The 14,445-nt window shown below is 72.5% G+C and carries 13 protein-coding genes and 1 tRNA gene; 6 read left to right on the top strand and 8 right to left on the bottom strand.

Translation table 11 applies throughout. The annotated features are described in order from the left end of the window. Window positions 1-48 precede the first annotated feature (48 nt). The 3 genes from ACIPWA_RS00155 to ACIPWA_RS00145 are packed head-to-tail and all read right to left on the bottom strand — an operon-like array spanning window position 49 to window position 3,378. The gene (locus tag ACIPWA_RS00155; protein WP_400287548.1) at window positions 49-1,281 is read right to left on the bottom strand and encodes an ABC transporter permease; all 1,233 of its coding nucleotides are present in this window, start codon (window positions 1,279-1,281) and stop codon (window positions 49-51) included. Then, on the bottom strand, window positions 1,278-2,075 hold the full coding sequence (locus ACIPWA_RS00150) for an ABC transporter ATP-binding protein (protein WP_400287546.1): 798 nt from the start codon (window positions 2,073-2,075) through the stop codon (window positions 1,278-1,280). Before ACIPWA_RS00150 ends, ACIPWA_RS00155 begins: the two co-directional genes overlap by 4 nt. Beyond that, window positions 2,068-3,378 carry an efflux RND transporter periplasmic adaptor subunit gene (locus ACIPWA_RS00145; protein WP_400287544.1) on the bottom strand — a complete coding sequence of 437 codons (1,311 nt, stop codon included), beginning with the start codon at window positions 3,376-3,378 and terminating at the stop codon, window positions 2,068-2,070. Before ACIPWA_RS00145 ends, ACIPWA_RS00150 begins: the two co-directional genes overlap by 8 nt. 319 nt (window positions 3,379-3,697) lie before the next feature. Between ACIPWA_RS00145 and ACIPWA_RS00140 the strand changes: the two genes are divergently transcribed. The 5 genes from ACIPWA_RS00140 to ACIPWA_RS00120 all read left to right on the top strand — a co-directional run bounded on the left by ACIPWA_RS00140 (window position 3,698) and on the right by ACIPWA_RS00120 (window position 8,981). Beyond that, window positions 3,698-5,872 carry a heavy metal translocating P-type ATPase gene (locus tag ACIPWA_RS00140; protein WP_400287542.1) on the top strand — a complete coding sequence of 725 codons (2,175 nt, stop codon included), beginning with the start codon at window positions 3,698-3,700 and terminating at the stop codon, window positions 5,870-5,872. 5 nt (window positions 5,873-5,877) lie between these two features. Next, complete coding sequence (locus tag ACIPWA_RS00135; RefSeq protein ID WP_400287540.1) at window positions 5,878-6,297, top strand: DUF6153 family protein; 420 nt, start codon at window positions 5,878-5,880, stop codon at window positions 6,295-6,297. An 81-nt stretch (window positions 6,298-6,378) separates the two neighbouring features. Then, a complete protein-coding gene (locus ACIPWA_RS00130; protein ID WP_400287538.1) occupies window positions 6,379-6,999 on the top strand; it encodes a DUF305 domain-containing protein in 621 nt (206 codons plus the stop codon). A gap of 273 nt (window positions 7,000-7,272) precedes the next feature. Next, the gene (locus tag ACIPWA_RS00125) at window positions 7,273-7,848 is read left to right on the top strand and encodes an alpha/beta hydrolase family protein (protein ID WP_400287536.1); all 576 of its coding nucleotides are present in this window, start codon (window positions 7,273-7,275) and stop codon (window positions 7,846-7,848) included. A 350-nt stretch (window positions 7,849-8,198) separates the two neighbouring features. Beyond that, window positions 8,199-8,981 carry a hypothetical protein gene (locus ACIPWA_RS00120; RefSeq protein WP_400287534.1) on the top strand — a complete coding sequence of 261 codons (783 nt, stop codon included), beginning with the start codon at window positions 8,199-8,201 and terminating at the stop codon, window positions 8,979-8,981. 149 nt (window positions 8,982-9,130) lie between these two features. Here ACIPWA_RS00120 and def read toward each other — a convergent pair whose 3' ends face one another. After that, the gene (def, locus tag ACIPWA_RS00115) at window positions 9,131-9,814 is read right to left on the bottom strand and encodes a peptide deformylase (RefSeq protein WP_400287532.1); all 684 of its coding nucleotides are present in this window, start codon (window positions 9,812-9,814) and stop codon (window positions 9,131-9,133) included. Window positions 9,815-10,131: 317 nt separating this feature from the next. Here def and ACIPWA_RS00110 point away from each other — a divergent pair, with 317 nt between their 5' ends. Next, a complete protein-coding gene (locus tag ACIPWA_RS00110; protein ID WP_400287530.1) occupies window positions 10,132-10,728 on the top strand; it encodes a hypothetical protein in 597 nt (198 codons plus the stop codon). Window positions 10,729-10,805: 77 nt separating this feature from the next. Here the strand turns inward: ACIPWA_RS00110 and ACIPWA_RS00105 are convergent. From ACIPWA_RS00105 to ACIPWA_RS00090, 4 genes are all read right to left on the bottom strand, one after another. Then, window positions 10,806-10,878, bottom strand: a tRNA-Thr gene (locus tag ACIPWA_RS00105). A 194-nt stretch (window positions 10,879-11,072) separates the two neighbouring features. Beyond that, on the bottom strand, window positions 11,073-12,611 hold the full coding sequence (locus ACIPWA_RS00100) for an alpha/beta hydrolase (protein ID WP_400287528.1): 1,539 nt from the start codon (window positions 12,609-12,611) through the stop codon (window positions 11,073-11,075). A 117-nt stretch (window positions 12,612-12,728) separates the two neighbouring features. Further along, window positions 12,729-13,286: a hypothetical protein gene (locus ACIPWA_RS00095; protein WP_056649418.1), complete on the bottom strand. Its 558-nt coding sequence runs from the start codon at window positions 13,284-13,286 to the stop codon at window positions 12,729-12,731. A 168-nt stretch (window positions 13,287-13,454) separates the two neighbouring features. After that, window positions 13,455-14,423: a LysR family transcriptional regulator gene (locus ACIPWA_RS00090; RefSeq protein WP_400287525.1), complete on the bottom strand. Its 969-nt coding sequence runs from the start codon at window positions 14,421-14,423 to the stop codon at window positions 13,455-13,457. Window positions 14,424-14,445: the final 22 nt, after the last annotated feature.

The raw sequence follows: 14,445 nt of genomic DNA, 5'->3' as shown, positions 1-14,445 counted from the left end.
GCGTGGCCGGACGAGCGCTGGGACGAAGCACGGACGGGAGCGGCACGGTCACTCCGACCGCAGGGCGTCGATGGGCGCGAGCCGCGCCGCCCGGACGGCGGGGTAGACGCCGAACACGACGCCGATCACCAGGGCGACCACGATCGACCCCACGACCGCGGCGGGGAGCACCACGATCGAGGTGCCCAGCACGCCGGGCAGGGCCTTGGCCGCGACGATCCCCAGGGCCGCGCCGATCACCCCGCCCGCGAGGCCGAGGATCGACGCCTCGACCAGGAACTGGCGGCGGATCGCCCACGGCGGCGCGCCCAGCGCCTTGCGGAGCCCGATCTCGCGCGTCCGCTCGGTGACCGACACGAGCATGATGTTCATGACGCCGATCCCGCCGACGAGCAGCGAGAGCGCCGCGATCCCCGTGAGCAGGACCGTGAGCGTCCGGTAGACCGACGTCGCCGTGGACACCAGGGCGTCCTGGCTGTTGATCGAGAAGTCGGCCGAGTCGGCGTCGGTGATGCCGTGCAGGTTGAGCAGCACCGCCTCGGCCTCCTGGTAGGCCGCGGACAGGACGTCCTCGGAGGCGGCCTTGAGGTAGATGGTCGAGACCGACGAGCGGGACGTGCCGCCCATGACCTGGTTGGCCGCGGTGCTCAGCGGGATGACGGCCATGTCGTCGAGGTCGCTCGACGAGTCCGCCCCGGCCTCGGCCAGGACACCGACGACGGAGAAGACCGTGCCCTCGATCGTGACGCTGCGCCCGACGGCGTCGGGGGACCCGAACAGCTCGGTCGCGGTCTCGGCACCCAGCACCACGACCGTGGCCTGGTCCGCCTCGTCCTCCGCCATGAAGAACTCGCCCAGGGCGAGGTCGCGCGAGCGGACGTCGGTCCAGTCCTCGGTCGTCCCGACGACCTGGGTGGTCCAGTTGGTCTCGCTCGTCTCGACCGAGAGCGACGACGTCTTCTCGGGGGCGACCCCGGCGACGTCGGGCGCGTTGACGTCCGAGGCGAGGGCCTCGGCGTCCGAGCGCGTGAGGGTCGCGCCCGACCCGAACCCGCCGCGCATCCCCTCGCTGTCCGTGCTGGATCCGGGCGTGACGATCAGGAGGTTCGAGCCGAGCGCACTGATCTGCTCGCTCACGTCCTTCTGCGTCCCCAGCCCGAGGCCCACGGTGAGGATCACCGCGGCGATCCCGATGAGGATGCCGAGGACGGTCAGGAGCGAGCGCATCGCGTGCGACCGCACCGCGGTCCAGCCCGTGAGGAGGGTCTCGCGCCAGGTCATGCGACCACCCCCGACGTCAGGGTGTCGCTCTGGATCAGGCCGTCCCGGACGCGCACGATCCTGCGCGCGCGCTCGGCGACCTCGAGCTCGTGCGTGATGAGGACGATCGTGCGGCCCTGCGCGTGCAGGTCGTCGAACAGCCCCAGGACATCCTCGGTCGAGGCCGAGTCGAGGTTCCCGGTCGGCTCGTCCGCGAGGATCATCGCCGGTTCGCCCACCAACGCGCGAGCCACGGCGACGCGCTGCTGCTGGCCGCCCGAGAGCTCGCCGGGCCGGTTCGCGAGCCGGTCGCCCAGGCCCACGCGCTCGAGCGCGGCGGTCGCCCGTGCGCGGCGCTCGTCGGCCGGGACGCGCCGGTAGGTCAGCGGGAGCTCGACGTTGCGCCACGCCGACAGCGAGGGCAGCAGGTGGAACTGCTGGAACACGAAGCCGATCTGGTGGTTGCGGATCGCGGCCAGGTCCTCCTCGTCCAGGTCGCCCACGTCGTCGCCCGCGAGGCGGTACTGCCCGGTCGTGAGGACGTCGAGGCAGCCCAGGATGTTCATGAGCGTCGACTTGCCGGACCCCGAGGGGCCCATGATCGCGACGTACTCCCCCTGACGGATCGCGAGGTCCACGCCGCGCAGCGCCTCGAACTCGACCGAGCCCGTGCGGTAGGTCTTGCCCGCGGCGTGCAGCTCGATGACAGGCCTCTGCCCGACGACGCCGCTCCCGGCCTCCCGCGGCTCGCCCTCGCGGTGGTGGGACCAGGCACCCAGGGCGAGCGACGCCGTCGGGCCGGAGAGGTCAGCCATTGCGCGGTCCCCCGCCCTGGCCGCCCGGGCCACCCATCTGGCTCGGGTCGAAGCCCTCGGGGAGCTGGCTCGGGTCGAAGCTCCCGCCGCCGGGCATCTGCCCGGTCTGGCCCGACTCGTCGCCGCCCGTGCCGGTCTCGGTCCGCTGGACCACCTGGACCAGGACCTCGTCGCCCTCCTCGAGGCCGCTCGTGATCTCGACCAGGCTCCCGGTCGTCTCGCCGACCGTCACGACCGTGGTGACCTCCTCGCCGTCCTCGCCCGCCTGCGTCACGACCGACTCGCCGTCGACCGTGCGGACCGCGGCGGTCGGCACCGTGAGCACGTCGGTGCGACGCTCGTAGATGATCTCGGCGTCGGCGCTCACGCCGTCGTGCAGGCCCTCGGGCGAGCCCGTCACCGAGATCGTGACCGGGTACGTCGCGGTGCCCGACGTCGTCGAGGGCAGCAGGCCGATCGTCGCGACCGTCCCGAAGACCGTGTCCTCGAGCCCGTCGACCGTGAGCTCGACCTGGTTGCCGACCGCGAGGTGCGGCAGGTCGGCGTCGCCCACCGTGGCCATCGCCTCCCAGGCGTCGGTGCCCACGATCACGAAAGCCGCGCCCGACGACGTGGTCGTGGCGCTGCTCGTCGCGCCAGGTGCGGCCCCGCTCGCGCCGGTCCCGCCCGTCGCGCCGGAGCCGGTGCCGGCGGTGCCGCCGCTGCTGCCGGAACCCGACGCGCTCGACGTCGACCCGGTGACGGCCTGCCCGACCGACACGTTGACCTCGGTCACGAGTCCCGCAGCCGGAGCGGTGAGCGTCGCGCCCGCGAGCGCCGCCTCGGCCGCGGTGACCGCGGACTGCGCGACCTCGACCTGCGCCTGGTCCGCGCTGATGCGCGCGAGGTCGGCGGCCGATCCGTCGGACGCGTCCTGGCTGTCGGCGAGCGTCGCCTGCGCCTCGGCGAGGTCGGCCCGCGCGGACAGGACCGCGGCGTCGAGCTGGAGGGTGTCGATCGTCGCGAGCGCCTGTCCCTCCTCGACCGTGTCGCCCGCCTGGACGTCGACGGCCGTCACGGTGCCCGACCCGGCGAAGGCGACCTCTTCCTGGATGCTCGGCGTCAGGGTCGCGGTCGTCGTGACGCTCTGCTGGACCGTGCTGAGGCTCGCGGCGACCGACTGCGTGGTCGCCTCGGGAGCGGCAGCGGCCGACGAGGGGTGGCGGAGCACGAACCAGTAGACGGCACCGGCCACGAGCACCAGGACGAGCGCCCCGGCGACCACCCGCGTCCTGGTGCTCGTGCGTCTGAGCAGCTGACTCATGTTCTCCCTCACGTCCTGCGCGCACGAGGGCGCGGCGGTCACTGGGGGCGACGGTAGGGAGCGGTACTGGGGTCGTGCTGTCACGAACCTATGGGGAGGCTATGAATCGTGGGACGGGGCTGACCTCTGGGTGCCGAGCACGAGGTCGCGGTCGTTCTCGAGCTCAGAGCGACCGCAACCTCGTGCTCGGCAACCGACGGGGTGCGGTCCTCCTCTTGACGGACCGGGAATGCTGCGGCAGGATCATGAGTTATCGATACCCCAGGGGGGTATTGCCGCGCGAAGGCTCGCCCGGCGCGATACGAGGAAGGACGGGACGATGAATCCCATGGACCACGACGAGCACGCGGGCCACGCGGGCCACGACGTGACCGGCACGCACACCGACCGCTCGGAACACGCCGGCCACGACATGACCGCGATGCCCGGCACCGATGGTGCGGCCCACGCAGGTCACGCAGGTCACGCAGGTCATGCAGGCCACGGCGGCCACTCGGGCCACGTCGCGATGTTCCGCCGCCTGTTCTGGATCATGCTGGCCCTCGCGGTCCCCACGGTCCTCGCGAGCGAGATGTTCGCGTCGATCATCGGCTACTCGCTGCCCGACGTCCCGGGCATCGCCTGGGTCTCACCGGTCCTCGGCACGATCATGTTCGTCTGGGGCGGCAGGCCGTTCCTCACGGGCGCGGTCGACGAGCTCAGGGCCCGCAAGCCCGGGATGATGCTGCTCATCGCGCTCGCGATCACGGTCGCGTTCGTGTCGTCGTGGGGCGCGAGCCTGGGGATCCTGTCGCACGAGCTCGACTTCTGGTGGGAGCTCGCGCTCCTGGTCGTCATCATGCTGCTGGGCCACTGGATCGAGATGCGCTCGCTGGCGCAGTCGTCGTCGGCCCTCGAGTCGCTCGCGGCTCTGCTGCCCGACGAGGCCGAGCGCGTGGGCGACGACGGCCAGGTGACCACGGTGTCGCCGACGGACCTCGTGGTGGGGGACGTCGTCGTCGTGCGCCCTGGCGGGCGCGTGCCTGCCGACGGCGTGGTCTCCGAGGGCACCGCGGACGTCGACGAGTCGATGATCACGGGCGAGTCGCGCCCGGTGCGCCGGACGGTCGGCGACCACGTCGTGGCCGGGACGGTCGCGACCGACCAGGCGCTGCGCGTGAAGGTCGACGCGGTCGGCGACGACACGGCCCTCGCGGGCATCCAGCGCCTCGTGGCCGAGGCTCAGGCCTCGTCGTCGCACGCCCAGCGCCTCGCCGACCGTGCCGCGGGCTGGCTCTTCTGGTTCGCGCTGGGCGCCGCGGTCCTGACCCTGGTCGCGTGGAGCATCTGGGGCACACCGGAGGACGCCCTGATCCGGACCATCACGGTCCTGGTCATCGCGTGCCCCCACGCGCTGGGTCTCGCGATCCCGCTCGTCGTGTCGATCTCGACCGAGCGCGCGGCCAAGGCCGGCGTGCTCGTCAAGGACCGCATGGCGCTCGAGCAGATGCGCACGGTCGACGCCGTCCTGTTCGACAAGACCGGCACCCTGACCAAGGGCGAGCCCGTCGTGACGCACGTGACCGTGGCGTCGGGCACCGAGGAGGACCTGCTCGCGCTGGCCGCGGCCGTGGAGGCCGACTCTCAGCACCCGCTGGCCCGCGCGATCGTGAGCGCTGCCGCGGACAGGGGCGTGCGGGTCCCGCGCGCCGAGGACTTCCGGTCGTCGACGGCCGTGGGCGTCTCGGGCCTGGTGGACGGTCGCCGCATCGCGGTCGGTGGCCCCTCGCTCCTGCGCGAGCATGGCCTGTCTCCCCTGCCCGACGTCGCCGCGTGGGAGAGCGAGGGCGCGACGGTCCTGCACGCGCTCGCCCTCTCGGACGGGTCAGCCGGCGGGTCCGCGGGCAGCGCCGTCATCCTCGGCGCGTTCGCCCTGGCCGACGAGATCCGGCCCGAGTCCCGCGAGGCGATCGACGCCCTGCACCGTCGCGGCATCCGCGTCGTCATGATCACGGGTGACGCCCAGGCCGTGGCGCAGTCGGTCGCGGACGAGCTCGGCATCGACGAGGTCTTCGCCGGTGTGCGCCCGGGAGACAAGGGCGCCAAGGTCTCCGAGCTCCAGGCCCGTGGGCACAAGGTCGCGATGGTCGGCGACGGCGTCAACGACGCCCCGGCGCTCGCGCAGGCGGACGTGGGCATCGCGATCGGCGCGGGCACCGACGTCGCCATCGCGTCGGCAGGGGTCATCCTCGCGAGCGACGACCCTCGATCGGTCCTGTCCGTGATCGAGCTGTCCACGGCGAGCTACAGCAAGATGAAGCAGAACCTGTGGTGGGCCGCCGGGTACAACCTGGTGTCCGTGCCGCTCGCGGCGGGAGTCCTGGCCCCGGTCGGGTTCGTCATGCCCATGGCCGTGGGCGCGCTGCTCATGTCCCTGTCGACCGTGATCGTGGCCCTCAACGCGCAGCTCCTGCGCCGGCTGGACCTCGACCCGGCTCGCGTGGCCGCGTCCTGAGCCCCGTGCCCGTCCTGTCGTCCGCGCTGCGGCCCCCGCGAACCTCCGGCCCCGTCCGGCGGTTCGCGGTGCTGCTCGGGATGCTGGTGCTGCTCGGCGGGTTCGTCGGGATGCACCAGATGTCGGGCAGCCCCGTGACGCACGGCACGACGCACACGGCCGCCGCAGGCACGACGAGCCCGGCGAGCCACACGGTGGGCGACGTCGGCGCGGAGGAGGGGGCGCCGTCGGGCACGGGGCACGGCGAGCTCGAGGCGATGTGCCTCATGGTGCTCGTCGCGCTCGTGTCGCTCGCAGGCCCGGCGCTGTGGCGTCGCCTGCCCGACGGCGTCACGCACCTCGCGCGCGTCGTCGCACCCTGGTCGCGGCCCGGGTGGGCGCTGCGTCCGCCGTCTCTCGTCGCGCTCGGGATCAGTCGGAGATAGGAGCTCGGCCCGGACGGGGCCGCAGCACGCCATCACCGCCGCGAGGGCTCGCGGCACACCGACACACCTGAAGGACCACTGATGAACAAGCACACCCTGACCAGGGCCACGATCGGTCTGACGCTCGGCTCGACGCTGCTCCTCGCGGGCTGCACCGACGGGGGCGACGGCGCAACGGGAGACATGGAGGGCCACGACATGGGCGAGAACACCTCGCAGGGCACGCCGGACGCAGGAGCCGACGCCTCGGCGAACGACGCGGACGTGATGTTCGCGCAGATGATGATCCCGCACCACGAGCAGGCGCTCGTGATGTCACGGATCGTGCTCGACACCAACGGTGTCGACCCAGCGGTCGTCGACCTCGCAACCCGCATCGAGGGTGCACAGGCGCCGGAGATCGAGCGCATGAACGGGTTCCTCGAGGAGTGGGGAGCCGGGTCGACAGGCGACCACTCGGGGCACTCCATGGACGGGATGCTCACCGACGAGGAGATCCAGGCGCTCGAGGACGCAGACGCCACGACGGTCTCGCGACTGTTCCTCGAGGGCATGATCGCGCACCACCAGGGTGCCGTGGACATGGCCGAGGCCGAGCTCGCCGACGGCGAGAACCCCGAGGCGCGCGAGCTGGCGCAGGCCATCATCGACGCGCAGGAGGCCGAGATCGCTGAGATGCAGGAGCTGCTCGCGGGGCTGTAGGCGGCCGCGGGGCGGCGCTTGCTGGGTGCCGAGCGCCTGGCTGCGCACCGGCCACGGGTGCCGAGCACGAGGTTGCGGTCGATTTGAGCACGTCCGCGACCGCAACCTCGTGCTCGACCGCACGGAACCTCGTGGTCGTCGGCAGCCCCGCCCTTCATGGCCGAGCATGCGGTTGTCGTCCGAAATCCCCAGGAGACGGACGACAACCGCATGCTCGAGGAACGGCGACCGCATGCTCGGCACCGACCAGCCCGCCGCTGCAACACTGGACCCATGACGCGATCCCCAGCTCCAGCGGTCGGCGGGCTCCTCCTCACCCCGGGCGCCGGGGCCGGGCGCGACCACCCGACGCTCGTCGCGGTCGAGGAGGCCGTGGCGCCGCTGCCCGTGCGGCGGGTCGACTTCCCGTACCGGATCGCCGGGAAGCGCATGCCCGACCGTGCGCCGGTCGCCGTCGCGCACCTGGTCGAGGAGGCCGGGCGCTTCGCTGCCGAGGAGGGCTTCGCGCCGGACCGGCTCGTGCTCGGCGGCCGGTCGTACGGCGGGCGCATGTGCTCGATCGCCGTGGCCGAGGGGCTGCCTGCGGCCGGGCTCGTGCTGCTGAGCTACCCCCTGCACCCGCCGGGCAAGCCCGACAAGCTGCGCGTCGACCACTTCCCGCAGCTCACGGTCCCCGTGCTGTTCGTGTCGGGCACGACCGACCCGTTCGGCTCGCCCGAGGAGTTCGACGAGCACGTCGCCGCGATCCCCGGCCCTGTCACGCAGGTACGCCTGCCCGGGGCGCACGACGTCCGGAACGACCACGCGGCGGTGAGCGACGCCGTCGTGCAGTGGTTGGCGACGCTCTGAGCCGCCCCGCGCGGGGGTGACCGGTCGCTCGCTGCGGGCCGCTACCGGGAGGATCCGGAGCACCTGCCCGACGGCGCGGCCGCCGTCCCGCACGCGGCGGCACCCCGGTCTCGACCACCTCCGCGTCGGCGGCGAAGGGCCTGGAACCGGAAGGGTTGGCAACAGTTTGGTAGCGCTTCCACATTCACCCGGAGGGCGGTACGTTTAGCGCTCACATGTCCGGTTTGGGTGGTGGAGACAGGCATGTCGGAAGAGTACGGTGAACTGAACAACCGTCCAGTTCACTATCTGGCCAGCCCCGCTCGCACCCTTGAGCCGAGGGCACCCCTCCCCCGGAAAGGTCCTCCTTGATGCGCGCAGTACCCGTCGCCCTCCTGACGACAGCGATCCTCGCGACCACCCCCGCGATCGCGTCCGCCGGCGGCTCCGACGCCCCGACCCCCTACACCGTGACCGCCGGGGGCGTGACCCTGCCGACGGGCACCGCCTACGTCGACGGCGGCCACGTGAACTACCGTGCGACCGCGCTCGACGGGACCGGGGCCCGGAGCTTCGGCACCCACTTCGAGTCGCTCAACAACCAGCCGTCCGGCAAGTACATCGGCACGAGCTTCTACGACTTCAGCGGTGCCGCTGCCGCGTTCCCCGACGGCTACTGCGTGACCTGGGTCCAGGTCGCCGAGTACGACGAGCACTTCGGCGAGGGCGGGCAGAAGCCCGTGTGCACGCCGACCACGTCGACACCCGAGACGCCCGGCACCCCGTTTGTCCCCGTGGTCCCGGGTGCCGAGCTCCCTACCGACGAGGAGACCCCCGCGGTCCCCGGCACCCCCAGGGGTCCGGACGAAGCCGTCGAGACGCCTCCGGCAAGCGGCGACGACGCCGAGAACCCGACGACCGTGGTGCCCGATACGACGCCGAAGACCACGGTCCCCGAGGGCGCCGAGAGTCCTGCGGGCACCGATCCCGTGACCGTCGAGGGCGCAGTGGCCGTCTCGAACACCGTCGCCGCCGAGAAGGACGGCCTGGCCGCCACGGGCTCGAACGCGATGCTCATCGCCGTCGGCGCCGCGGCACTGCTCGCCGCCGGCGTCGGCGCGGTGCTCGTCAGCCGTCGCGCGCAGCGCGGCTGACCTCGAACGTACGAAGACCCCCGCCCGGGAGCCGTCCGCAGAGCACCTGCTGCGGCTCCCGGGCGGGGGCTCTCGTGCTTTCGGGTCCAGGGCGGGGTGGGCCCGACCGGCCGAGCGACCTGGGCGGCGCCCGCCCGGCCAGCCCTGTCTCAGCGCAGGGGCTCGGCCGGGTACTCGGCGGGCGCCTTGCCCAGCGCGTCGGACAGCTCGCGTCGCTCCTCGAGGACGCCGGGGCGTTCCTGGTGCATCTCGGCGATCACGGCCTCCTGGGCTGCGGGCGCCAGGTGGTCGAAGTAGAGGGTGCCGTCGAGGTGCTGGGCCTCGTGCTGGAGGGCCCGGCCGAAGAAGTGGGTGCCCACGAGCTCGACGGGGTTGCCGTGCTGGTCGAGACCCCGGACGACCGCCTTCACCGGGCGGGCCAGCGGCGAGTAGGCGCCGGGGATCGAGAGGCAGCCCTCGTCGCTCTCCTCGATCTCGTCGCCCGGTCCGTCGAAGACCTCGAGCACGGGGTTGACGACGTGCCCGACGTGGCGGTCCTCGTTCTCGTCCTCGACGTCGTAGACGAAGATCCGCAGGTCCACGCCGACCTGCGGCCCGGCAAGGCCCACGCCCTCCGCGACGAACATCGTGGTGAACATGTCGTCGACGAGCTGCGCGAGCTCGGGAGTGCCGAACTCGGTCACCTCACGGCACGGGGTGTGCAGGACGGGCTCGCCGATCTCGGTGATGCGCAGGATGTTGCCCCGCTCGACCTGGGGAGCGATCTCCGGGAAGCTCTTGACCGGCTGGCCCAGGACGTAGGTGACAGGGCGACGACGGCCGAAGGTGAACATGGGACAAGCCTAGGTGGTGGCTCGCGGGGGTCGGTCCGAGACTCCGCTCCTACCGAGGATGCCGTGCACGACCACGGGAGCCGGAGCACCTCGCGCACCACCCGAGGTTGCGATCCTGCATCGTTCCGTCGCGCGGCCGAGCGCTGCGCGTACGCTGAACGTGGAAGCGTCAAGGGTGGTGCGACATGAGGTTCCGCGATCGAGCTCTCGTCAGCGCGGCGGTCGTTGCCCTGGTGCTTGCCGGTTGCGCGAGCCCCTCCCCGGCAGAAGACCCCTCGTCGAGCGCCCCGTCCCAGAGCGCCACCACACCGCGCGACGTGACCCCCACACCGACGGCGGAAGCCCCGAAGAGCGCCGATGCCCCGGCATCGACCGAGGCACCCGCTGCCGAAGCGCTTCCTGCGTTCGAGGACCTCGTCGTCAGCACCTCGGGCCTCGGCCCTCTCGCGATCGGCGTCCCTCCGGAGTCGAACCCCGGGGCTGCGATGATCCGGTGGTCGCCCGACGAGTGCGCGGACATGGGCGACGGAGACCCCGGCCGATGGGTCACGACCTACCCCGGGGCCGACGGCGGGTATCCGATGGCCGTCGAGGTCACCGATTCCGGGGTCGTCTGGATCGACGTCCTCCAGGCTGGACCGCGCACCGCCGAGGGCGTCGGCATCGGCACGGACCTGGCGACGCTGCAGGCCACCTACCCGAACCTGGTCGCGGGGACCCCTGGTCCGGTGTCGAACGTCTGGTGGCTCGCCGGCCCCGACGGCTATCTGGTCTTCGAGACCCAGGGCGACAAGGACGGGCTGCAGCCGGCCGGGACACCCGAGCAGGTCATCCTCATGCGGGTCCTGTCCCCCACGGCCGACCCCGACTTCGCGACCGCGAACTCCGACTGGGTCGCGGGCGGCTGCCTGTAGTTCGAGCAGGCCATCGGCTTCTCACCCGGACGACGCAGAAGGCCCGGAACCATCGAGGTTCCGGGCCTTCTTGTCTGAGCCGCCTAACAGAATCGAACTGTTGACCTTCTCATTACGAGTGAGACGCTCTACCGACTGAGCTAAGGCGGCGCGTACTGGACGTCTCGCCTTGCGGCGCTCCGTTTCAGCAAGCGTCGCTACTGTACCCAACGCGAGGGCGTCGAGACAAACCGACCTCCGTGACGGCGTCGGGCAGGTTCCTCACGGAGCCCGTCAGAGCCCGCCGGAGGCCGCAGGGGACGCCCCCCGAGCCGGCCGCACCCGCCGCCGGACGCGGCCGGCGCTCAGCAGACCTTCCCGTCCTCGGGGACCTTCCCGTCGACCAGGTACGCGTCCACGGCGTCCTCGAGGCACGCGTTCGAGCGGCCGTAGGCCGTGTGACCCTCACCCTCCCACGTGAGCAGCACGCCCGAGTCGAGCGCCTTGGCCAGGCCCTCGGCCCAGACGTACGGGGTCGCGGGGTCGTTCGTGGTCCCGATCACGACGATGGGCGCGGCGCCCTCGGCGTGCAGGTCGAACTCCTGGTCCGCGACCGGGTAGGCCCAGTCGACGCACGCCATGCCGCCGTAGGTGAAGAACGAGCCCATGGTCGGGGCGGCCTCCTCGATCTGGGCGGCCTGCTCCTTCATGAACTCAGGGTCGGGGTTGCCGCGCGCGTCGAGGCAGTTGACGGCCCGGAAGGCCTCGGCCGAGTTGTCGCTGAAGGTGCCGTCGGCGTTGCGGCTGTTGTAGAGGTCCGCGAAGCTCAGCAGCATGGTGCCGTCGTTGCCGTTCATCGCGGCGTCGAGTGCCGCCGTCAGGGCGTACCAGTTCTCGTTGTTGTAGAGCGGCAGCGCGATCCCGTAGAACGCGAGCGTCTGCGTCAGGCGACGGTCGCTGCTCGTCCTGAGGGGCCGCTCGCCCACCTGGTCCAGGAACGCCCGGATCTGCGCCATGCCCTCGTCGACGGTCCCCGTGAGCGGGCAGTCCTTGCCGCCCTGGCAGTCCTCGACGTAGGCGCGCAGGGCGTTCTCGAAGCCGACGGCCTGCTGCGCCCCGATCTCGTCGGAGGAAAGCGTGGTGTCGATCGCGCCGTCGAGCACCATGCGCCCGACCTTCTCCGGGTACAGGCCCGCGTACGTGGCGCCGAGCTGGGTCCCGTAGGAGAAGCCGAGGTAGTTGAGCGTCGAGTCCCCCAGGACCGCGCGCAGCATGTCCATGTCGCGTGCGGCGCTCTGGGTGTCGACGTTGCCCAGGAGGTCCCCGGTGTTCTGGGCGCACGCATCGGCCCACGCCTCGAGGTCGGCGGCCATCGCCGCGCGCCCCTCGTCGCTGTCCTCGAACGAGCGCGAGAGCGACTCGTCCTTGGCCGCGTCGTCGAGGCAGACCACGGGGGTCGAGGAGCCGACGCCGCGCGGGTCGAACCCGATGAGGTCGTAGGCCTCGCGCACGGGCTCCCCGATCCCGGCGGCGGCGCTCGTGATGTACTCGACGCCCGACCCGCCCGGCCCTCCGGGGTTCGTCAGCAGGGAGCCGATCTTCTCGCCCTCGGCCGGAAGCCGCTTGAGCGCGAGCTCGATCGTGCCCTGCGCGGGGTCCTTCCAGCTCAGCGGTGCGATCGCGGTCGTGCACTCGAACCCGCCGCCGCAGTCCTCCCACTGGAGGGTCTGGCCGTAGAACTCGGCGAGCTCGACCGGCACCTCCTCACCGGTTCCCGTCGAACCCGACGACGCAGTCTGCGCTGGGCTCTGCACCTTGGGCGAGGGGGCGCACGCGCCGAGCAGCAGGGCGAGGGCGAGCGTCGCAGCGGACAGCGCTGACGTGCGGCGGGAGGGCGTCTTCACCCGGCAACGGTAACGGGTCGGGCTGGGCCGGGACCTCGTTCGAGGTCTCCGGGCCCAGCCCTTTCACGTGAACTTCACGGGCGGCGCCCCGTGCCGCCGCCCAGCGCTGTCAGGAGGTCAGGACTGCTCGACCCACGCGGCCTCGCCGACCTGGCCCGCGGCCGCACGCGGGGTCAGGACGACCGAGCCCGCCTCGTCCAGCTTCACGGTCACGTCGGCCGACTCGTCGACGCCCTCGGGCGCCTTGACGACCGTGGTCCAGCCACGCATGTCCATGGTGCAGGGCTTGTCGTCCTCGACCTTCTCGAAGGTCACGACGACGTCGCTCCCCTCGAGGGTCGCCTCGCCCTCGGCGACGGTCGGGCACGTGCTCGACCCGAACGTCACGACGTACAGGTAGCCGTCCTCGGCGGTCCAGGCCGCCCCCGTGCCACCGTTCGAGGGCGGGTCGATCCCGTCGGGCAGGTCGACCCCGTTGGCCCCCGCCTCGATCGGCAGGTCGGCAGCGTTCAGAGGCGCCTCGGGCGTCTCCTCGGACGGCGTGGTCTCCTCGGCGCTGCTGCTCTCCTCGGCGGTGGGCGACGAGCCGCCCGAGTCGGTGTCGGTGCCGCACGCGGTGAGCGCCAGGAGCGCGACGAGAGAGACGGCGGGGGCGAGGCGGCGCAGGGAAGTCATGGGCGGTACTCCTTCGAGGCATCGTCGCGGGTCCGCGGTGGCGTCACCCGTCACCCTCATCATGTCGCGAGGCCCGTCGTTCTTGCCCCGCGACACCGGGGGCGACGCGGATCACACGCGGCAGTTCACCCGGGCGCGGCCCTCGCGACCGATGACCGGGACGCAGGCTCAGCGGACGGACGCTCCGGCGTCGGGCACCCCACCGGCCCGCGCTCCCACCGCCTGCACCCTCGCGACCGACGTCCCCGCGCGGAGCATCGCGACGAACGCGGCCAGCGTGGGCGACGTGTTCTGCGGGGACCACGCCGCGCCGATGTCGCGCGTCGTGACGGGCTCGTCGAGACGGAGCTCGACACCCTCGTGCACGGGGTGGCGCGCGGGCGGCAAGACGCTCACGCCCAGGCCCGCGGCCACGAGCCCCCGGACGGTGTGCAGGTCCTCGCCCTCGAACCCGATGGTCGGGCGCACGCCCGCCGCGGCACACAGCGCGTCGACGGTCCCGCGCAGGCCGTACCCGTGCTTGAGCGTGATGAACGTCGAGCGCACCGCGTCGCGCAGCGTGGCGCCCGTCCTCCCCGCGAGCTCGTGCCCAGCCGGGACCATGAGGACCAGCGGCTCCTGGAAGAGCGTGAGGGTGTCGAGCCCGGCCGGGGCCGGCACCAGACGCGAGACCAGGGCGATGTCCGCCTCGCCCGCGGCGAGCGCGTCGAGGCACGTCCGGCGCGCGCCCTGGGTCATGGTGAAGCGGACCGCGGGGTGCCCCGCGAGGAACTCCTTGATGAGCGCGGGGACCACGGACTCGCCCAGGGACGTCTGGAACGCGACCGACAGGGTGCCGCGCGCGAGCGCCTCGGCCGAGCGGACCGCGTCGACGCCCGCGCCCAGCGCCGCGAGCGCCTGGCGAGCGTGGGGCAGCAGGGCGCGGCCCGCGTCGGTCAGGCGGATGCCGCGTCCGTGCCGTTCGACGACCGGGACGCCGAGCACCTCCCCGACCCGGGCGACCGCCCGGGACACGGTCGGTTGCGGGGCCCGCAGCATCGCGGCGGCGAGCGTCACCTGCTCGACCTCGGCGACCGCGACGAACGCGGGCAGCAGGTGCAGGAGGCGGCGGGTCTGCTCGTCGAGGGTGACATCCATGCGCCGAGCGTATGTGTTGACC

Origin of the sequence: Oerskovia enterophila (assembly GCF_044748475.1) — a bacterium.
GTDB lineage: Bacteria > Actinomycetota > Actinomycetes > Actinomycetales > Cellulomonadaceae > Oerskovia > Oerskovia enterophila.
This window is presented reverse-complemented; position numbering and strand designations above follow the sequence as displayed.